General features: G+C 60.9%; 14 protein-coding genes. 6 read left to right on the top strand and 8 right to left on the bottom strand.

Going from position 1 to position 17461, the window contains the following annotated elements:
* Positions 1 to 178: 178 nt before the first annotated feature.
* Together CFBP6623_RS17745 and rhaI are read left to right on the top strand one after the other, a co-directional pair.
* Positions 179 to 2275, top strand: a complete 2097-nt coding sequence (locus tag CFBP6623_RS17745) for a bifunctional rhamnulose-1-phosphate aldolase/short-chain dehydrogenase (RefSeq protein WP_046801897.1) — start codon at positions 179 to 181, stop codon at positions 2273 to 2275.
* A gap of 51 nt (positions 2276 to 2326) precedes the next feature.
* Positions 2327 to 3619: an L-rhamnose catabolism isomerase gene (gene rhaI / locus CFBP6623_RS17740; protein ID WP_046801922.1), complete on the top strand. Its 1293-nt coding sequence runs from the start codon at positions 2327 to 2329 to the stop codon at positions 3617 to 3619.
* A 162-nt stretch (positions 3620 to 3781) separates the two neighbouring features.
* Here rhaI and panB read toward each other — a convergent pair whose 3' ends face one another.
* The 8 genes from panB to CFBP6623_RS17700 form a co-directional block, all read right to left on the bottom strand.
* Positions 3782 to 4621, bottom strand: coding sequence for a 3-methyl-2-oxobutanoate hydroxymethyltransferase (gene panB / locus CFBP6623_RS17735; RefSeq protein ID WP_046801898.1), 840 nt, complete (start codon positions 4619 to 4621; stop codon positions 3782 to 3784).
* Positions 4618 to 5496 carry a pantoate--beta-alanine ligase gene (gene panC, locus CFBP6623_RS17730; RefSeq protein ID WP_046801899.1) on the bottom strand — a complete coding sequence of 293 codons (879 nt, stop codon included), beginning with the start codon at positions 5494 to 5496 and terminating at the stop codon, positions 4618 to 4620. The genes panB and panC overlap by 4 nt, the downstream gene beginning before the upstream one ends.
* Positions 5497 to 5638: 142 nt before the next feature.
* Positions 5639 to 6415, bottom strand: coding sequence for an enoyl-CoA hydratase-related protein (locus CFBP6623_RS17725; protein ID WP_046801900.1), 777 nt, complete (start codon positions 6413 to 6415; stop codon positions 5639 to 5641).
* Positions 6405 to 7331, bottom strand: coding sequence for a hydroxymethylglutaryl-CoA lyase (locus tag CFBP6623_RS17720; RefSeq protein ID WP_046801901.1), 927 nt, complete (start codon positions 7329 to 7331; stop codon positions 6405 to 6407). The genes CFBP6623_RS17725 and CFBP6623_RS17720 overlap by 11 nt, the downstream gene beginning before the upstream one ends.
* A 1-nt stretch (position 7332) precedes the next feature.
* Positions 7333 to 9330, bottom strand: a complete 1998-nt coding sequence (locus CFBP6623_RS17715) for an acetyl/propionyl/methylcrotonyl-CoA carboxylase subunit alpha (protein WP_080842820.1) — start codon at positions 9328 to 9330, stop codon at positions 7333 to 7335.
* Positions 9331 to 9337: 7 nt separating this feature from the next.
* On the bottom strand, positions 9338 to 10939 hold the full coding sequence (locus CFBP6623_RS17710; protein WP_046801903.1) for a carboxyl transferase domain-containing protein: 1602 nt from the start codon (positions 10937 to 10939) through the stop codon (positions 9338 to 9340).
* Positions 10940 to 10948: 9 nt separating this feature from the next.
* Entirely contained in the window at positions 10949 to 12121 is a 1173-nt protein-coding gene (locus CFBP6623_RS17705; protein ID WP_046801904.1) for an isovaleryl-CoA dehydrogenase, read from the bottom strand.
* A gap of 77 nt (positions 12122 to 12198) precedes the next feature.
* Positions 12199 to 12672: an Lrp/AsnC family transcriptional regulator gene (locus CFBP6623_RS17700; RefSeq protein WP_035221263.1), complete on the bottom strand. Its 474-nt coding sequence runs from the start codon at positions 12670 to 12672 to the stop codon at positions 12199 to 12201.
* 183 nt (positions 12673 to 12855) lie between these two features.
* Between CFBP6623_RS17700 and CFBP6623_RS17695 the strand changes: the two genes are divergently transcribed.
* From CFBP6623_RS17695 to CFBP6623_RS17680, 4 genes are read left to right on the top strand one after another with little or no spacing between them, the layout of a single operon-like run.
* A complete protein-coding gene (locus CFBP6623_RS17695; protein ID WP_080842819.1) occupies positions 12856 to 14019 on the top strand; it encodes an acetyl-CoA C-acyltransferase in 1164 nt (387 codons plus the stop codon).
* Positions 14020 to 14031: 12 nt separating this feature from the next.
* Positions 14032 to 15159 carry an acyl-CoA dehydrogenase family protein gene (locus CFBP6623_RS17690; protein ID WP_080842818.1) on the top strand — a complete coding sequence of 376 codons (1128 nt, stop codon included), beginning with the start codon at positions 14032 to 14034 and terminating at the stop codon, positions 15157 to 15159.
* A gap of 44 nt (positions 15160 to 15203) precedes the next feature.
* The gene (locus CFBP6623_RS17685) at positions 15204 to 16442 is read left to right on the top strand and encodes a 3-methyl-2-oxobutanoate dehydrogenase (2-methylpropanoyl-transferring) subunit alpha (RefSeq protein ID WP_046801907.1); all 1239 of its coding nucleotides are present in this window, start codon (positions 15204 to 15206) and stop codon (positions 16440 to 16442) included.
* A gap of 3 nt (positions 16443 to 16445) precedes the next feature.
* A complete protein-coding gene (locus CFBP6623_RS17680; RefSeq protein ID WP_046801908.1) occupies positions 16446 to 17459 on the top strand; it encodes an alpha-ketoacid dehydrogenase subunit beta in 1014 nt (337 codons plus the stop codon).
* Positions 17460 to 17461: the final 2 nt, after the last annotated feature.

Below are 17461 nucleotides of genomic sequence, written 5' to 3'. Positions count from 1 at the left end.
TTCGCAATCTCTTTACGTTGTCAATCAAGAACGATCAAATTAATCAATATCGCGCTGCAACATGAAAATTTATGATCGTTTTTGATTGACATTGTGCTTTTGGATGCGCGATACCTGCCATCAAAGGAGGCGGGCCGATATCGGCTCCGCGAATGCAGACAGATATTGGGAGGAAGACATGACGGGAACATCCCGCCTTCTCGAAAGCCGTTGGGACGACGCTTACGCCAAGACGCTCGATGAGCCCGGCAAGCTGCTTTATCGCTCCAATCTCTTGGGTGCCGACAAGCGCATCACCAATTATGGCGGCGGAAACACATCCGCGAAGGTGCTTGAGACCGATCCGCTGACAGGCGAGAAGGTCCGCGTCATGTGGGTGAAAGGCTCCGGCGGCGATGTCGGCACCATCAAGCTTGATGGTTTTGCGACGCTTTATCTCGACAAGCTGGAAGCGCTGAAGGGCATTTATAAAGGTGTCGCAGACGAAGACCGCATGGTCGGCTTCCTGCCGCATTGCACCTTCAACCTAAACCCGCGCGCCGCCTCCATCGATACGCCGCTGCACGGTTTCGTGCCTTATGATCATGTCGATCACATGCATCCGGATGCGATCATTGCGATTGCCGCCTCGAAGAATTCGAAGGAACTGACGCAGCAGATCTTTGGCGATGACATCGGCTGGCTGCCCTGGCGTCGCCCCGGTTTCCAGCTCGGTCTCGATCTCGAAGCTTTCGTCAAGGCCAATCCCAAGGCCAAGGGCGTGGTGCTGGAAAGCCACGGCCTGTTCACCTGGGATAATGACGCCAAGGCGTGTTACGAACTGACGCTCGCCATCATCAACAAGGCGATCGAATGGTTTGCGGCAGAGACCGAAGGCAAGACGATTTTCGGCGGCGCGGTGGCGAAAAGCCTGCCGGTTGCCGAACGCCGTGCGATTGCCGCCCGGTTGATGCCGGAAATTCGTGGCCGCATTGGCCGCGAAGAGCGCAAGCTTGGTCATTTCGATGATCAGGATGCGGTTCTGGAATTCGTCAATTCGAAAGATCTGAAGCCGCTCGGTGCGCTCGGTACATCTTGCCCGGACCACTTCCTGCGCACGAAAATCCGCCCGCTGATCCTTGATCTCGATACGGCAAATCCCGATGTGGATGCGTTGATGGCCGGTCTCGACAAGGCGCTTGACGCCTATCGCGCCGACTACAGCCGTTATTACGAGGCGTGCCGCCACGATAATTCGCCCAAGATGCGCGATCCGAACCCGGTGATTTTCCTGATCCCCGGCGTCGGCATGCTGTCTTTCGCCAAGGACAAGGCCACCGCTCGCATAGCCGGTGAGTTTTACGTCAACGCCATCAACGTCATGCGCGGCGCCTCCACCGTCTCCGAATATCAGGGCCTGCCGGAGCAGGAAGCCTTCGATATCGAATATTGGCTGCTGGAAGAAGCGAAGTTGCAGCGTATGCCGAAGCCGAAAAGCCTTGCCGGCCGCGTGGCCTTCGTCACCGGCGGTGCCGGCGGCATTGGCCGGGCAACGGCGGAACGGCTGGCGGGGGAGGGCGCCTGCGTGGTTCTGGCGGATATTGACGAGGCGGCGCTGGAGGCTGCCAAGGGCGATTTCGTCAAGCGTTACAGCGCTGACGCGGTGCGTAGCGTCAAGCTGGACGTGACGCAGGAAGACGCCGTCATTTCCGCCTTCGCGGAAGCGAGCGTGGAATTTGGCGGCGTGGATATTCTCGTCTCCAATGCCGGTATCGCGTCCTCTGCGCCGGTTGAAGACACCACGCTTGCCATGTGGAACAAGAATATCGATATTCTCGCCACGGGTTATTTCCTCGTCTCGCGGGAGGCGTTCCGGTTGCTGCGGCGTCAAAATCTCGGCGGCAACGTCGTCTTCGTCGCCTCGAAAAACGGCCTTGCCTCTTCGCCCAATGCGTCGGCCTATTGCACGGCGAAGGCTGCGGAAATCCATCTCGCCCGTTGCCTTGCGCTCGAAGGCGCGGAGGCGGGCATTCGCGTCAACACCGTCAATCCCGACGCCGTGTTGCGTGGTTCGAAAATCTGGAACGGCGAGTGGCGCGAGCAGCGTGCGGCTTCGTCCAAGATCGAGGTGACCGATCTGGAGGAACATTACCGCAAGCGCTCGATGCTGAAGCTCAATGTGTTCCCGGAAGATATCGCCGAGGCGATCTATTTCCTGGCGTCAGATGCTTCCGCCAAATCGACCGGCAACATCATCAATGTCGATGCCGGTAACGCGCAGAGCTTCACGCGATAATATGGGACGGTGACAGGCGGCGGCAGCGCCGCCATGACCGGGGAGGAAGACATGACCGAGACGAAAATCGCCGCCGATGTGATCGCGGCAGAAAACGACAAACGCGCCGCCGCGCTGAAGGATGATTATCAGGCGCTGGGCAATCAGCTTGCACGTCGAAATATCGATGTCGATGCGGTCACGGCCAAGGTGGCGGAGTTTTTCGTCGCCGTGCCCTCCTGGGGCGTCGGCACCGGCGGCACCCGCTTTGCACGGTTTCCGGGCACGGGGGAGCCACGCGGCATTTTCGACAAGCTGGATGATTGCGCTGTCATCAACCAGCTGACGCGCGCCACGCCGAATGTCTCCCTGCATATTCCATGGGATAAGGAAGACCCGAAACGGCTTAAAGCCCATGCCGATGCGCTGGGTCTCGGCTTCGACGCCATGAATTCCAATACGTTTTCGGATGCGCCGGGCCAGAGCCATTCCTACAAATACGGTTCGCTCAGCCACACCGATGCCGCCACGCGCCGGCAGGCCGTGGAGCACAACATCGAATGTATCGAGATCGGCAACGCCATCGGCTCCAAGGCGCTGACGGTGTGGGTGGGTGACGGCTCCAACTTCCCCGGTCAGAGCAACTTCACCAGAAGCTTCGAGCGTTATCTCGCCGGCATGGCCGATATCTACAAGGCGTTGCCGGATGACTGGCGCATTTTCTCCGAACACAAGATGTATGAGCCGGCCTTCTATTCCACCGTCGTGCAGGACTGGGGCACCAATTACCTGATCGCCAATACGCTCGGCGAAAAGGCCTTCTGCCTCGTCGATCTCGGCCATCATGCGCCGAACACCAATATTGAAATGATCGTCGCCCGGCTGATCCAGTTCGGCAAGCTCGGCGGTTTCCATTTCAACGACAGCAAATATGGCGATGACGATCTGGATGCAGGCTCAATCGAACCCTACCGCCTGTTTCTTGTTTTCAACGAGCTTGTCGATGCCGAACATCGCGGCGTGAAGGGTTTCCATCCCGCTCATATGATCGACCAGTCGCATAACGTCACGGACCCGATTGAAAGCCTGATCTCCAGCGCCAATGAAATTCGTCGCGCCTATGCGCAGGCGCTGCTGGTCGATCGCGCGGCTTTGGATGGCTATCAGCAGGAAAATGATGCGCTGCTGGCTTCCGATACGCTGAAACGGGCTTACCGCACCGATGTTGAGCCGATCCTCGCGCAGGCCCGGCAATTGGCTGGGGGCGCAATCGACCCCATTGCGGCCTATAGGGCAAGCGGCTATCGCAAGCGGGTGGCGGCGGAACGACCTGCCTCGGTTGGTGGCAGCGGTGGGATTGTGTAGTCGTTCGCTTTGCTGGATGTGAAAAGCCTGCGATCAGGCCGAGTACACCGCTGAGAGCTGACAGCGTCGCGCCTCAACTTCTCCTTCGTCGCCCTCGGGCTCGACCCGAGGATGACGTCGAGTTTTGGTCAGGGCGTTGTCCAGCACATCAGCCCGGTTCCCTCACTCCCCCGAACGCGACGGCTTGCGAACCTGAAACGTATGCTCAGGCCCCGGAAACGCGCCGGAGCGCACCTCATCGGCATAGTCCCTGGCTGCATCCGAAACCGCCGCACCAAGATCGGCAAAACGTTTAACGAATTTCGGTTTGAAGTCGGTGAAGAGGCCGAGCATGTCGTCGGAAACGAGCACCTGCCCATCGCAGGCCGGCGATGCGCCGATGCCGATGGTGGGGACGGAAAGTTTCTCGGTCAGCTCTCGGGCAAGCGGCTCGACGGTGCCTTCCACGACGATGGCGAAGGCGCCCGCCTGATCGACAGCAATCGCATCTCGCCAGATTTTCTGCGTTTCCGCTTCCGAATGGCCGAGCGAGCGGAAGCCGCCGGCGGTGTGGACAAGCTGCGGCATCAGCCCGACATGGCCAAAGACAGGAATGCCACGGGCCACGAGGAAGGCGATTGTCTCCGCCATTTCCTCGCCGCCTTCCAGCTTCACGCCGTCGCAGCCGGTGTCCTGCATCAGCCGCACAGCGTTGCGGAAGGCCTGTTCCTTGGATTCCTGATAGGTGCCAAAGGGAAGGTCGACGATAACGCAGGCTCGGTTGACGCCGCGCATGACGGCGCGGCCGTGGGCGATCATCATGTCCAGTGTGACACCAACCGTCGTGTCCATGCCGTAAAGCACCATGCCCAGGGAATCTCCCACCAGCAGCAGGTCGCAATGCGGATCGAGCAGGCGGGCGATCGGCGTCGTATAGGCGGTGAGGCAGACGATGCGCGCCTCACCTTTCATTTGCCGGATGGAGGCCGTCGTCAGCCGCTTCAGTTTTCCATGGGTGCTCATCGTGCGGCCTCCTGTTGATTGGTTTTGTCGCGGCAGATGACGCGGTTGTCGAGAAGGCGCGTGCTGCCGAAGCGCACGAACAGCGCCACCAGAACGGGACCTGCCTGCACGGAGGTAACCGGCGCCAGCGTATCGGGATCGCGCACCGCAACGACCTCCGGCGAAGCCAATGGCTCAGCGGCGATGAACTTTTCTATCGCCGCTTCCAGGGCGGCGGGATCATCAAGGCCTTGGTCATAAAGCCGGTTAGCTTCTTCAAGCGCGCGCGGCACGATCACCGCGGCAGCACGTTGCTCGGGGGTCAGATAGACATTGCGCGAGGAGCAGGCGAGACCATCCGCTTCACGCACCGTGGCGACGGGAACGACCCGCACCGGCTGGGCAAGGTCTTCGACCATGCGACGGATCAGCGTCACCTGCTGATAGTCCTTTTCGCCGAAATAGGCGGCATCCGGCTGGACGAGGTTAAAGAGCTTGGTTACGACGGTGGTGACGCCGGCAAAATGCCCCGGCCGCACCGCGCCTTCCAGCTGGCTGCCCAGTTCCGGCACATCCACGACGGTCGACATCGGACGCGGATACATCTCCGTTACCTCTGGCGCGAACAGAATATCGACGCCCGCCTCTTCCAGCAACGCGCTATCGCGGGCGAGGTCACGCGGGTAACGCGCCAGATCCTCATTGGCGCCGAATTGCAGCGGATTGACGAAGATGGAAACCACCGTCACGTCGTTTTCTGCCTTGGCTTTGGCAACGAGTGTGAGGTGGCCGATATGGAGAAAACCCATGGTCGGCACAAAGCCGACAGTCTTGCCTTCGCGGCGAAAGGCGGAAATCGCATCCCGCAATTCGGCGACGGTTTTTACAAGGCGCATAGGGTCTCCTCCGGCTGCCCGATCACCGTCCGGCGAAAGGTGCTGGATAGAACGCGATTTGCTGAACCGGGTCAACGCGGCTGCGGGCATTATATCGATTAACGCCTCGGGGAGACGACGACTACGGTGAGCGTGCTGCTGTTCAGGATGTGCCCGCCCATACAGGAGGCCGCTTTTCCGCAAAAGCCTGCCGTCCTTCGCGGGCTTCATCGCTGCGGCTGATGGTGGCGATGGTACTTTCGGCAAAGGTCAGCCGCTCATCGGACGGCATGTCGCGCATCGCCAGCAAGGCTGCCTTTCCGGCTGCGATGGCGCCCGGCGCATTCTGTCGCAGCTTTGCAAGAACATCCTCGATCAAGCGATCGAGTTCGGCCGCAGGTGCTGCGCGATTGACAAGGCCGAGACGCGTTGCCTCCGGGGCGCTGACTGGCTGGCCGAGATAGGCCATTTCCTGAAGCCCACTCAACGGTATTTTCGCCAGAAGCTTCGCCGCCACCATGGCCGGGAAAAGCCCGACCCGCACTTCCGGCAGGCCGAATTCGGCGTGATCTGCGGCATAGGCAAGATCGCAGGCGGCAACGAGGCCTAGCCCGCCGGCCAAGACCCTGCCATTGACACGGGCAATGACAGGTTTTTCGCATCGCTCGATGGCGCGCATCACATCGGCGATCGGGTTTGTTCCATCGCGCGAAAGGAACATGCCCCCCGCGCTTTCCTTGAGATCGGCTCCCGAACAGAAACTGCGGTCTCCCGCTGCCGTTATTACCACGGCGCGCAGGCTGTGGTCACCGGATGCAGCGCGGATGGCATCCGTGAGCGCATCCGTCATCGCAGCATTAAGGGCGTTGTGCACCTCGGGCCGGTTGAGCGTCAGCCACAGAACATCCTTGCGTGTCTCACGCAACAACTCATCCGCCATTCAGGTCACCCTCCTGTTTTGCGGCGAGCAGCGCTTTTCCGGCGCGTGCCGCGTTCGGCCTGCCGAGATGCCGGCTGATCCAGTCACCGGTCTTCGCTACCGCCATCAGGTCGATACCGGTTCCGATGCCAAGCCCTTGCAGCAGATAAACGACATCTTCGGTGGCGACATTGCCGCTCGCTCCCGGCGCAAAGGGGCAGCCGCCCAGCCCGGCAACGGAACTGTCGAAAACGACGATGCCTTCCTCAAGCGAGGCCAGCACATTGGCGACGCCCTGCCCATAGGTATCATGGAAATGCATGGCGATTTTTTCGCGCGGGATGCGGCTCGACACACGCTCGATGACATTGCGAATCCGGCCGGCCGTGCCGATGCCGATCGTATCGCCGAGCGAAATCTCATAGCAGCCCAGCGCGATAAGCGCCTCAGCCATTGCCGCCACCTCATCGGGCGCAACCGCGCCATCATAGGGGCAGCCGGCGATGCAGGAGACGTAACCGCGCATGCGGATATTTCGGCCAGTTGCGGCCTCTGCGACGTCGTGTAATCGTTCGAGGCTTTCCGCACGCGTGCAACCAATATTATGCTGGCTGAATCCTTCGGATGCGGAGACGAAAACGGCGATTTCCGTCACGCCGGCTTCAATGGCCGCCTCGAAACCTTTCATATTGGGAACGAGCGCCGGATAGGCTGTGCCTTGCCGCTGTTTCAGGCCCCGAAACACCGCCGCCGAAGCCGCCATCTGCGGAACTCTTTTGGGCGACACGAAAGCTCCTGCCTCGACCGCTGGCAAACCGGCTGCGGCAAGTCGTTCGATCAATTCGATCTTGATGGCGGCGGGAACCTCGGCGCTTTCGTTCTGCAGGCCGTCACGCGCGCCCACCTCTACGATCTTCACGCTGCGGGGCCAGTCCATCTCACGCACCTTCCGGCTCGAAGTTTACCAGCACAGCACCGGCGGTCACCATATCGCCTTCGGCACAGTTGATGGCGGCGACGATACCTTTCGCCGGAGCACGTATCGTGTGCTCCATTTTCATCGCCTCCATTACCACCAGCGCCTCGCCTGCTTCGACGAGCGCACCTTTCTGGCTCAGCAAAGCGCGGATAACACCCGGCATGGGCGCCTCCAGACCGCCGGTGTGACTGGTGGAATCGGCAATATCGACCGGGTCCGGCTGGCTGATGCGATAGTGTTCGCTATCCAGAAAAAGGGCGGTGCTGCTACCTTCCGAAAAGAGATAGCCCTGCTTACCCCTGCCATTTATGGCCGCACGCAGCTCGCCATTTTCTGAGAGGTTCCCGGCGACACGGATCGACCCGCCGTCAATCTCCAGCGAAAACCCGTCCTCCTCATGAGTAACCGCAACCGTGAGCGGCTGGTGGTCGAGAGTGAAATTCAGGGTTTCCCGCGTTGGTGCATTCAGGCGGAAAGCGTTAGTGTTGTTCCAAGGGCTATAGGGATCGGCCGATGACAGAGAACCAGTCTTGGCCGCTTTCTGTCGCAAAAGAAGAAGGCCAAGCGCGGCTACAGCTTTCTCGCTCTCGCCGGTGGCTGCGGGGGCGAAAAGTGCCGCCTCGTTGCGGGCGATGAAGCCGGTATCGAGATCGGCGTTGGCGAAAGCCTCGAGCCTTGCAAGCCGCGCCAGAAAGGCAACATTGCTGGTGACACCGCATATTGCCAGTTTTTCCAGCGCCAGCCCCAGCCGCCGCACGGCGGCGGCTCGGTCATGATCCCAGACGATCAGCTTGGCGATCATCGGATCATAATGCACGGTGATCGCGTCTCCGGCGCGGATGCCGCTATCGATCCTGAGATACGGGCCTTCATCGGGAAAAACGAGATGGCTGACCGTGCCGATCGACGGCAGCAAATCATGCGCCGGGTCTTCGGCGTAAATCCGCGCCTCGATGGCATGGCCGTTGATGTCGAGATCGGTCCAGCTTTCCGGCAGGACCTCGCCGTTCGCGACGCGGATCTGCCATTCGACCAGATCGAGCCGGGTAATATATTCCGTCACCGGATGCTCGACCTGAAGTCTCGTATTCATTTCCATGAAATAGAAGTCGCCGGAAGGGTCGAGCAGGAATTCCACGGTTCCCGCGCCGCGATAATCGATGGCGCGGGCGGCGGCGGTTGCCGCATCATACATGCGTTGCCGCAAGGCATCGGGCAGGCCGGGAGCGGGTGCCTCCTCTATGACCTTCTGGTGCCGGCGCTGGATCGAGCAATCGCGCTCGAAAAGCGAGACACAATTGCCGTGGCCATCGGCAAAGACCTGCACTTCCACATGCCGTGGCCGTTCGAGATATTTCTCGATCAACATGCGGTCATCGCCGAAGGCGGCAAGCGCCTCGCGCTTTGCGCCGGCAAGCTCTGCCGCAAAGTCGCGTTTCTTCCGCACGATGCGCATGCCCTTGCCGCCGCCACCGGCCGAGGCTTTGAGCAGAACGGGATAACCGATGGCCTCCGCCTCGCTGCCCAGCCGTTCTTCTGCCTGATCCTCCCCGTGATAGCCGGGAACGACGGGAACGCCGGCCTTCGCCATCAGCGCTTTCGCTTCGCTTTTCCCGCCCATGGCGCGGATTGCTGTGGCCGGCGGGCCGATGAAAACGAGCCCGGCAGCGGCGCAGGCTTCGGCGAAGCCGGCATTTTCGGAGAGGAAACCGTAACCGGGATGAATGGCTTGCGCGCCGGTCGCTTTTGCGGCGGCGATGATTTTTTCGCCGTCGAGATAGGAGGCACGCGCGGGCGCAGGGCCGATGGCAATTGCCTCGTCGGCCAGTGCCACATGCATGGCGTCACGGTCGGCGTCCGAATAAACGGCGACAGTGCGTATGCCCATGCTGCGGGCAGTGCGGATGATGCGGCAGGCGATTTCGCCCCTGTTGGCGATCAGTATTTTCGAGAACATCGTCGCCTCACATCCTGAATATGCCAAAACGGGTGGGTTCTATAGGTGCGTTGAGCGCCGCGGAAAGACCAAGGCCAAGCACGAGGCGGGTATCTTTCGGGTCGATGATGCCGTCATCCCACAGCCTTGCGCTGGCATAATAGGGATGGCCTTCCCGCTCGTATTTTTCCCGGATCGGCTGCTTGAACGCCTCTTCGCCTTCTTTCGACCAGTGGCGGCCATCAGCCTCGATGCCGTCTCGGCGGATTTGCGCCAAGACGGACGCCGCCTGTTCGCCGCCCATCACGGAAATGCGGGCATTTGGCCACATCCACAAAAAGCGCGGCGAGTAGGCGCGGCCGCACATGCCGTAATTGCCGGCGCCGAAGGAGCCGCCGATGATGACGGTGAATTTCGGCACCCTGGCTGATGCGACAGCGGTGACGAGCTTTGCGCCATCCTTGGCGATGCCACCAGCCTCATAGGCCTTGCCGACCATGAAGCCGGTGATGTTTTGCAGGAAAACCAGTGGAATGCCGCGCTGGCAGCAGAGTTCGATGAAATGCGCCCCCTTCAGCGCCGATTCCGAAAACAGAATGCCGTTATTGGCGACGATACCAACGGGATAGCCATGGATATGGGCAAAACCGCAGACCAGCGTGGTGCCGTAAAGCGCCTTGAACTCATCGAATTCGGAACCGTCCACCAGACGGGCGATGATCTCCCGCACTTCGAAGGGTTTTCGCGTATCAGCGGGTACGATGCCATAAAGATCTTCAGCCGGATAAAGCGGCTCCGCCGGCTCGCGAATATCCAGCTCCACCTGTTTGCGACGGTTCAGCGTGGAGACGATCCGCCGGGTCAGCGCCAGCGCGTGGCGGTCGTCGTTGGCATAATGATCGGTGACACCGGATTGCCGCGAATGCACATCCGCGCCGCCCAGTTCTTCAGCCGTCACCACTTCCCCGGTCGCAGCCTTCACCAGCGGCGGCCCGCCGAGAAAGATCGTGCCCTGATTTTTGACGATGACGGACTGGTCGCTCATGGCCGGCACATAGGCCCCGCCCGCTGTACAACTGCCCATCACCACCGCGATCTGGGCGATGCCGGCCGCCGACATGTTGGCCTGATTATAGAAGATGCGGCCGAAATGATCGCGGTCGGGAAAGACTTCGTCCTGATTGGGCAGGTTCGCGCCGCCGGAATCCACGAGGTAAATGCAGGGCAGGCGGTTCTCAGTGGCGATTTCCTGCGCGCGCAGATGTTTTTTCACCGTCAGCGGATAATAGGTACCGCCCTTCACCGTCGCATCATTGGCAACGATCACGCATTCGCGGCCTGAGACCCGGCCGATGCCGGTGATAATGCCAGCGGCGGGAACGGGTTCGTCATAGACCTCGTAAGCTGCAAATTGCGAAAATTCGAGGAATGGGCTGCCGGTATCAAGAAGGCCTTCGATGCGGTCGCGCGCCAGCAATTTGCCGCGGGAAAGATGCCGCTCGCGGGCCTTGTCGCCGCCGCCTTTGGAGATTTTTTCGACGTGCCCTCTCAAATCTTCCACCAGACCGGACATGAGAGCGGTATTAGCGGTGAAGGCGGGGTCGCGGCTCAGGCTGGATGTAAGCTTCATCGCGTGTCCTCACCCGTTGCCCTTGACCAGTTCGCGGCCGATCAGCATCCGGCGAATTTCGCTGGTGCCTGCGCCGATTTCGTAGAGTTTAGCGTCGCGCAGCAGCCGTCCGGCCGGGCTTTCATTGACGTAACCGGAGCCGCCGAGAAGCTGGATCGCATCCAGCGCCACCTGCGTCGCACGCTCGGCGGCGAAAAGGATCGCGCCTGCCGCATCCTGCCTTGTGATGCGGCCGTTGTCGCAGGCCCGGGCCACGGCATAGACATAGGCGCGGGAGGCGTTCATGGCCGAATAGATATCGGCAAGCTTGCCCTGCACCAGTTGGAATTCGCCGATGGGTTTGCCGAATTGTTTGCGCTCGCGGGCATAGGGCAGCACCAGATCGATGGCCGCTTGCATGATGCCAACCGGGCCGGCAGCCAGCACGGCGCGCTCGTAATCGAGACCACTCATCAGCACCGTCACGCCGTCATTGAGGCGTCCGAGAATGTTTTCCTCCGGCACCTCGCAATCCTCGAAAACCAGCTCTGATGTGGGGGAACCACGCATGCCGAGCTTGTCGAGTTTCTGGGCCGGCCGAAACCCCTTGAAGCCCTTTTCGATCAGGAAGGCGGTGATGCCGCGCGGGCCGGCGGACATATCCGTCTTGGCGTAGACCACCAGCGTATCGGCCTCGTGGCCATTGGTGATCCACATCTTCGCGCCGTTCAGCACGTAGCGGTCGCCCCTGCGCTCCGCCTTCAGTCGCATCGACACGACATCCGATCCGGCTTCCGTCTCGCTCATGGCGAGCGAACCGACATGTTCGCCGGAGACGAGTTTCGGCAGATATCTGTGCTTCTGCTCTTGCGTTCCCCAGCGGTGGATCTGGTTGATGCAGAGGTTGGAATGAGCGCCATAGGAAAGGCCGATGGAAGCGGAAGCCCGGCTTATCTCCTCCATCGCCACGCAATGGGCGAGATAGCCCATGTCAGCACCGCCGAACTCCTCCGAAACGGTGATGCCGTGCAGGCCGAGATCACCCATTTGCGGCCAGAGCTGACGTGGGAAGTGGTCGTCCCTATCGATTTCTGCCGCCAGCGGGGCGATTTTATCGTCTGCGAATGCACTTGCGCTGTCGCGCAATGCTGCGATTTCCGGGCCGAGATCGGCGTCGAAAATGGCGGCGAGGTTCAAACTCATCGCGTCTCCTCCTCCGGACGGTATTTGCCGTCCCTTTTGTCAGCTGCCGGCACCTCCTCCGCGCCGGCAACCCTTGATTACGGCGCGTCACCTCCGGTGAAGGCGGCAGAACGGCGCACGAATGTCTTGATGGCAAAGTTGGACTGGATGCGCGACACGCCGGGAACCGTGGTCAGGAAATCCAGTAGCTCCTGATAATGCGGCAGGTCCCGCACCATGGCGTGGATCAGATAATCGGAACTGCCGCTCGTCTGGTAACCGCCCACGACTTCGGGGATAGAAGCGACGTGGTGTTCGAAGGTCGTCAGCGCTTCCTTGATCTGCCGCTCCAGCGTGACGGAGATGAAGACGCCCATATTGCCGAGCAGCCGGTTCTCATCGAACACGGCGGTATAGCCACGAATGATGCCTTCCTCTTCCAGCTTGCGCACGCGGCGCAGCGTCGGCGTGAAGGAAAGACCGATACGGGCCGCCAGATCGCGCCAGCTCACCCGCCCGTCATCGCCGAGCACATGCAAAATCTTGCGGTCGAAACTGTCGAGCTCAATCATGGATCATTTGCTCTATGATATGACTAATTGTTGGATCAAAGATATCGTCAATCAAAAAACTGTCAATCAAAATAGCTTTGAAATGAATTCGAGTTGGTGATAGCGTTCATGTCAGTCGAGGTCTGGAGGAGATCGCGATGACGGTCGTTTTCTCAAGCGAGAGAATGTCCAAGGGAGGTGAATTTGGCTGTGCATGACCCTGTCGTGATCGTCGGGGCCGCCCGTACTGCTATGGGTGGGTTCCAGGGCGAATTCAAATCGGTGGCTGCGCCCGATCTCGGTGCGGCGGCAATCCGCGCTGCCGTCGAGCGGGCCGCTATTCCAGTTTCTGATATTGACGATGTGCTGATGGGCTGTGTGCTCACGGCCGGGCAGGGGCAGGCGCCCGCCAGACAGGCAGCCATTGCCGCCGGCATTCCCAATTCGATTGGCGCAACGACCATCAACAAGATGTGCGGCTCGGGCATGAAGGCGATCATGCTGGGCCATGACCAGGTCGCGGCGGGAAGCGCCTCCATCGTGCTGGCCGGCGGCATGGAAAGCATGAGCAATGCGCCCTACCTGCTGGATCGTGCCCGAAATGGCTATCGTCTCGGCCACGGCAAGGTCATCGACCATATGTTTCTCGACGGTCTCGAGGATGCCTATGACAAGGGCCGGCTGATGGGTACTTTCGCGGAAGACTGCGCGCAAGACTACCAATTTACCCGCGCCATGCAGGACGACTATGCGCTCACCTCGCTGGAGCGGGCGCGGCGCGCCATAGCGGAAGGTGCGTTCGAAGCGGAAATCACGCCTGTTGGCGATGTTGCCGTGGACGAGCAGCCGGGCAAGGCAAGGCCGGAGAAAATTCCGCAGCTGAAGCCCGCCTTTCGCGATGGCGGAACGGTGACGGCGGCGAATTCCAGTTCTATCTCCGATGGTGCGGCGGCTCTCGTTCTCATGCGTCGCTCCGAAGCGGAAAGACGGGGTCTTTCACCGCTGGCGACCATTATCGGTCAGGCCGCCTATGCGGATGCCCCCGCCGGATATCCAACGGCTCCCATCGGCGCGATGAAAAAGCTGTTTGAAAAAACCGGCTGGACGGCGAAGGGTGTCGACCTGTTCGAAATCAACGAAGCCTTTGCCGTGGTGGCCATGGCGGCGATGCGCGATCTCGATCTGCCGCATGACAAGGTGAATGTGCATGGCGGGGCCTGTGCGCTCGGCCACCCGATCGGCGCTTCCGGCGCGAGGATCGTCGTCACATTGCTGGCCGCCCTGCAGCGCCACGGGTTGAAACGCGGCGTGGCCGCCGTCTGCATCGGCGGCGGCGAAGCAACCGCGCTCGGCATCGAGCGGCATTGAGGGGAGGCGGCGATGATCCTGAATGAAGCCCAGCAGCAGATCAGGGACATGGCCCGTGATTTCGCCCGCGAACGACTGGCCCCCGGGGCTGCCGCGCGTGACCGGGAAAGCCGTTTCCCGAAAGACGAGTTGAAAGAGATGGGTGCGCTCGGTTTCCTTGGCATGCTGGTCTCCGAGGATTATGGCGGGTCGGAAACCGGTGCCGTGGCCTATGCCCTTGCGCTGGAGGAAATCGCTGCCGGCGACGGGGCCTGTTCCACCATCATGAGTGTGCATAATTCAGTCGGCTGCGTGCCGATCCTGAAATTCGGGACCGAAGACCAGAAGCATCGGTTCCTGCCGAAACTGGCTTCCGGCGAATGGATTGGCGGTTTTGCGCTGACCGAACCGCAGGCCGGCTCCGATGCGTCCAACCTCAAGACCCGCGCCCGGCGCGATGGTGACCGGTACATTCTGGACGGTGCAAAACAGTTCATCACGTCAGGCAAGAATGGTGATGTCGTCATCGTCTTTGCCGTCACCGATGCGGCGGCGGGCAAGAAGGGCATCACCGCCTTCATCGTGCCGACGGATACGCCGGGTTACGAGGTTATTCGGGTCGAGGAAAAGCTTGGCCTGCATTCGTCCGATACCTGCCAGATCGCTTTCACCGAGATGGCGGTCCCGGCCGAATTGCGGCTGGGCGAAGAAGGGCAGGGATATCGCATTGCGCTCGCCAATCTGGAAGGCGGCCGCATCGGCATCGCCGCGCAGGCCGTCGGCATGGCGCAGGCCGCCTTCGAGGCGGCGCGGGATTATGCCCGTGAGCGCAAGGCCTTTGGACAGGCGATTATCGAACATCAGGCGGTGGCGTTTCGGCTGGCAGATATGGCGACGCGCATTGCGGCGGCGCGGCAACTGGTGCTGCATGCAGCGGCGCTGAAGGAAGCGGGCGAGCCCTGTCTTTCGGAGGCGTCGATGGCCAAGCTCTTCGCGTCCGAAATGGCCGAGCGCGTCTGCTCGGACGCCATCCAGATTCACGGCGGTTATGGTTACATGGCGGATTATCCGGTGGAGCGGATCTATCGCGATGTGCGCATCTGCCAGATTTACGAGGGGACAAGCGATGTCCAGCGCATGGTGATCGCTCGGAACCTGTGAGGATTGTTTCGCGGTCTGGAGGAGACCGTGACGGGAGGAGTAGAATGGATATATCAGAAACGCCACATCTCAGCCTGCATGTTCCGGAGCCTGCGGTGCGGCCCGGCGGGGAGCCGGATTTCTCCAATGTGAAGATACCCAAGGCGGGCACCGTGCCGCGTCCGGAGGTGGACGCCGCACCTGAAAGCATGCGCGATCTCGCCTATTCGATCATCCGCGTTCTCAATCATCAGGGCGAGGCTGTCGGGCCGTGGGCGGGGCTGCTTTCGGACGAGGAATTGCTGGTCGGCCTCAAGAACATGATGCGGCTTCGGGCTTTCGATGCCCGCATGCTGATGGCGCAGCGGCAGGGCAAAACCTCGTTTTATATGCAGCATCTGGGAGAGGAGGCGGTCAGTTGCGCATTCCGCAAGGCGCTTTCCAAGGGCGACATGAATTTCCCGACCTACAGGCAGGCCGGGCTGTTGATCGCCGATGACTATCCGCTCGTCACCATGATGAACCAGATATATTCCAACGAACTCGACCCGCTGCATGGGCGGCAGTTGCCGGTTCTTTATTCCTCGAAGGAGCATGGTTTCTTCACCGTCTCCGGCAACCTCGCCACACAATATGTGCAGGCGGTCGGCTGGGCGATGGCCTCGGCCATCAAGGGCGATACGAAGATCGCGGCTGCGTGGATCGGTGACGGTTCGACGGCGGAGTCGGATTTCCACTCCGCGCTGGTCTTCGCCTCCACCTATAAGGCCCCGGTCATCCTCAATATCGTCAATAATCAATGGGCCATTTCCACCTTTCAGGGCATTGCGCGTGGTGGCTCCGGCACATTTGCGGCGCGTGGGCTTGGCTTCGGTATTCCCGCGCTCCGGGTCGATGGCAATGATTATCTCGCCGTTTATGCCGTGGCGCGCTGGGCGGTGGAGCGGGCGCGCCGCAATCTCGGCCCGACGCTGATCGAATATGTCACCTATCGCGTCGGCGCCCATTCCACTTCGGACGATCCAAGCGCCTATCGCCCCAAGACCGAATCCGAAGCATGGCCGCTGGGCGACCCGGTTCTCCGCCTCAAGAAGCATCTCACCCTGCGTGGCGTCTGGTCGGAAGAACGGCACCGGCAGGCGGAGGCGGAAATCGCCGACGAAGTGCTGGAAGCACAACGCGAGTCGGAAAGCCACGGCACCCTGCATGAGGGCAAAAAACCGCCGAAAAAAGATATTTTTGAAGGCGTTTATGCCGAGATGCCGCCGCATCTCGCCCGCCAGCGCCAGAAGGCAGGATGGTAAGACATGGCAAGAATGACGATGATTGAAGCCGTCCGCAGCGCCATGGATGTGTCCATGGAGCGCAGCGACGATGTCGTGGTGTTCGGCGAAGATGTGGGTTATTTCGGCGGCGTCTTCCGCGCCACGCAGGGGCTGCAGGGGAAATACGGCAAGACCCGCTGTTTCGATGCACCAATCAGCGAATCCGGCATTGTCGGCACCGCCATCGGCATGGCCGCTTATGGGTTGCGGCCCTGTGTCGAAATCCAGTTCGCCGATTACATGTACCCCGCCTATGACCAGATCACCCAGGAAGCGGCGCGTATCCGGTATCGCTCAAACGGCGATTTCACCTGCCCGATCGTGCTTAGAATGCCGACCGGCGGCGGCATTTTTGGCGGGCAGACGCATAGCCAGAGCCCGGAAGCGCTCTTTACCCATGTCTGCGGACTGAAGGTGGTGGTTCCCTCCAACCCCTATGACGCCAAGGGGCTGTTGATCGCCTCGATCGAAGACCCCGATCCGGTGATGTTTCTGGAGCCGAAGCGGCTCTATAACGGTCCCTTCGACGGCCATCACGATCGGCCGGTAACGCCGTGGTCCAAGCACGATATGGGCGAGGTGCCGGAGGGGCACTACACCATTCCCATCGGCAAGGCCGAAATCCGCCGCCCCGGAAACGATGTCACCGTCATCGCTTATGGCACCATGGTGCATGTGGCGCTGGCGGCAGCGGAAGAAACCGGGGTGGATGCCGAGATCATCGATCTGCGCAGCCTGCTGCCGCTTGATCTCGACAGTATCGTCAAATCCGTCTCCAAGACCGGCCGCTGCGTCATGGTGCATGAGGCGACGCTGACCTCCGGCTTTGGCGCAGAGGTGGTGTCGCTGGTGCAGGAACATTGTTTCTATCATCTGGAGGCGCCCGTCGTCCGTGTCGCCGGTTGGGATACGCCTTACCCGCATGCCCAGGAATGGGACTATTTTCCCGGACCCGCTCGCGTCGGGCGCGCACTTGTCGAAGTCATGGAGGCCTGATT

The organism is Agrobacterium tumefaciens, assembly GCF_005221385.1.
In the GTDB taxonomy this organism is placed as follows: Bacteria; Pseudomonadota; Alphaproteobacteria; order Rhizobiales; family Rhizobiaceae; genus Agrobacterium; species Agrobacterium tomkonis.
Note: the sequence above shows the minus strand (reverse complement) of the source record. Positions and strands in the feature narration are given on the sequence as shown.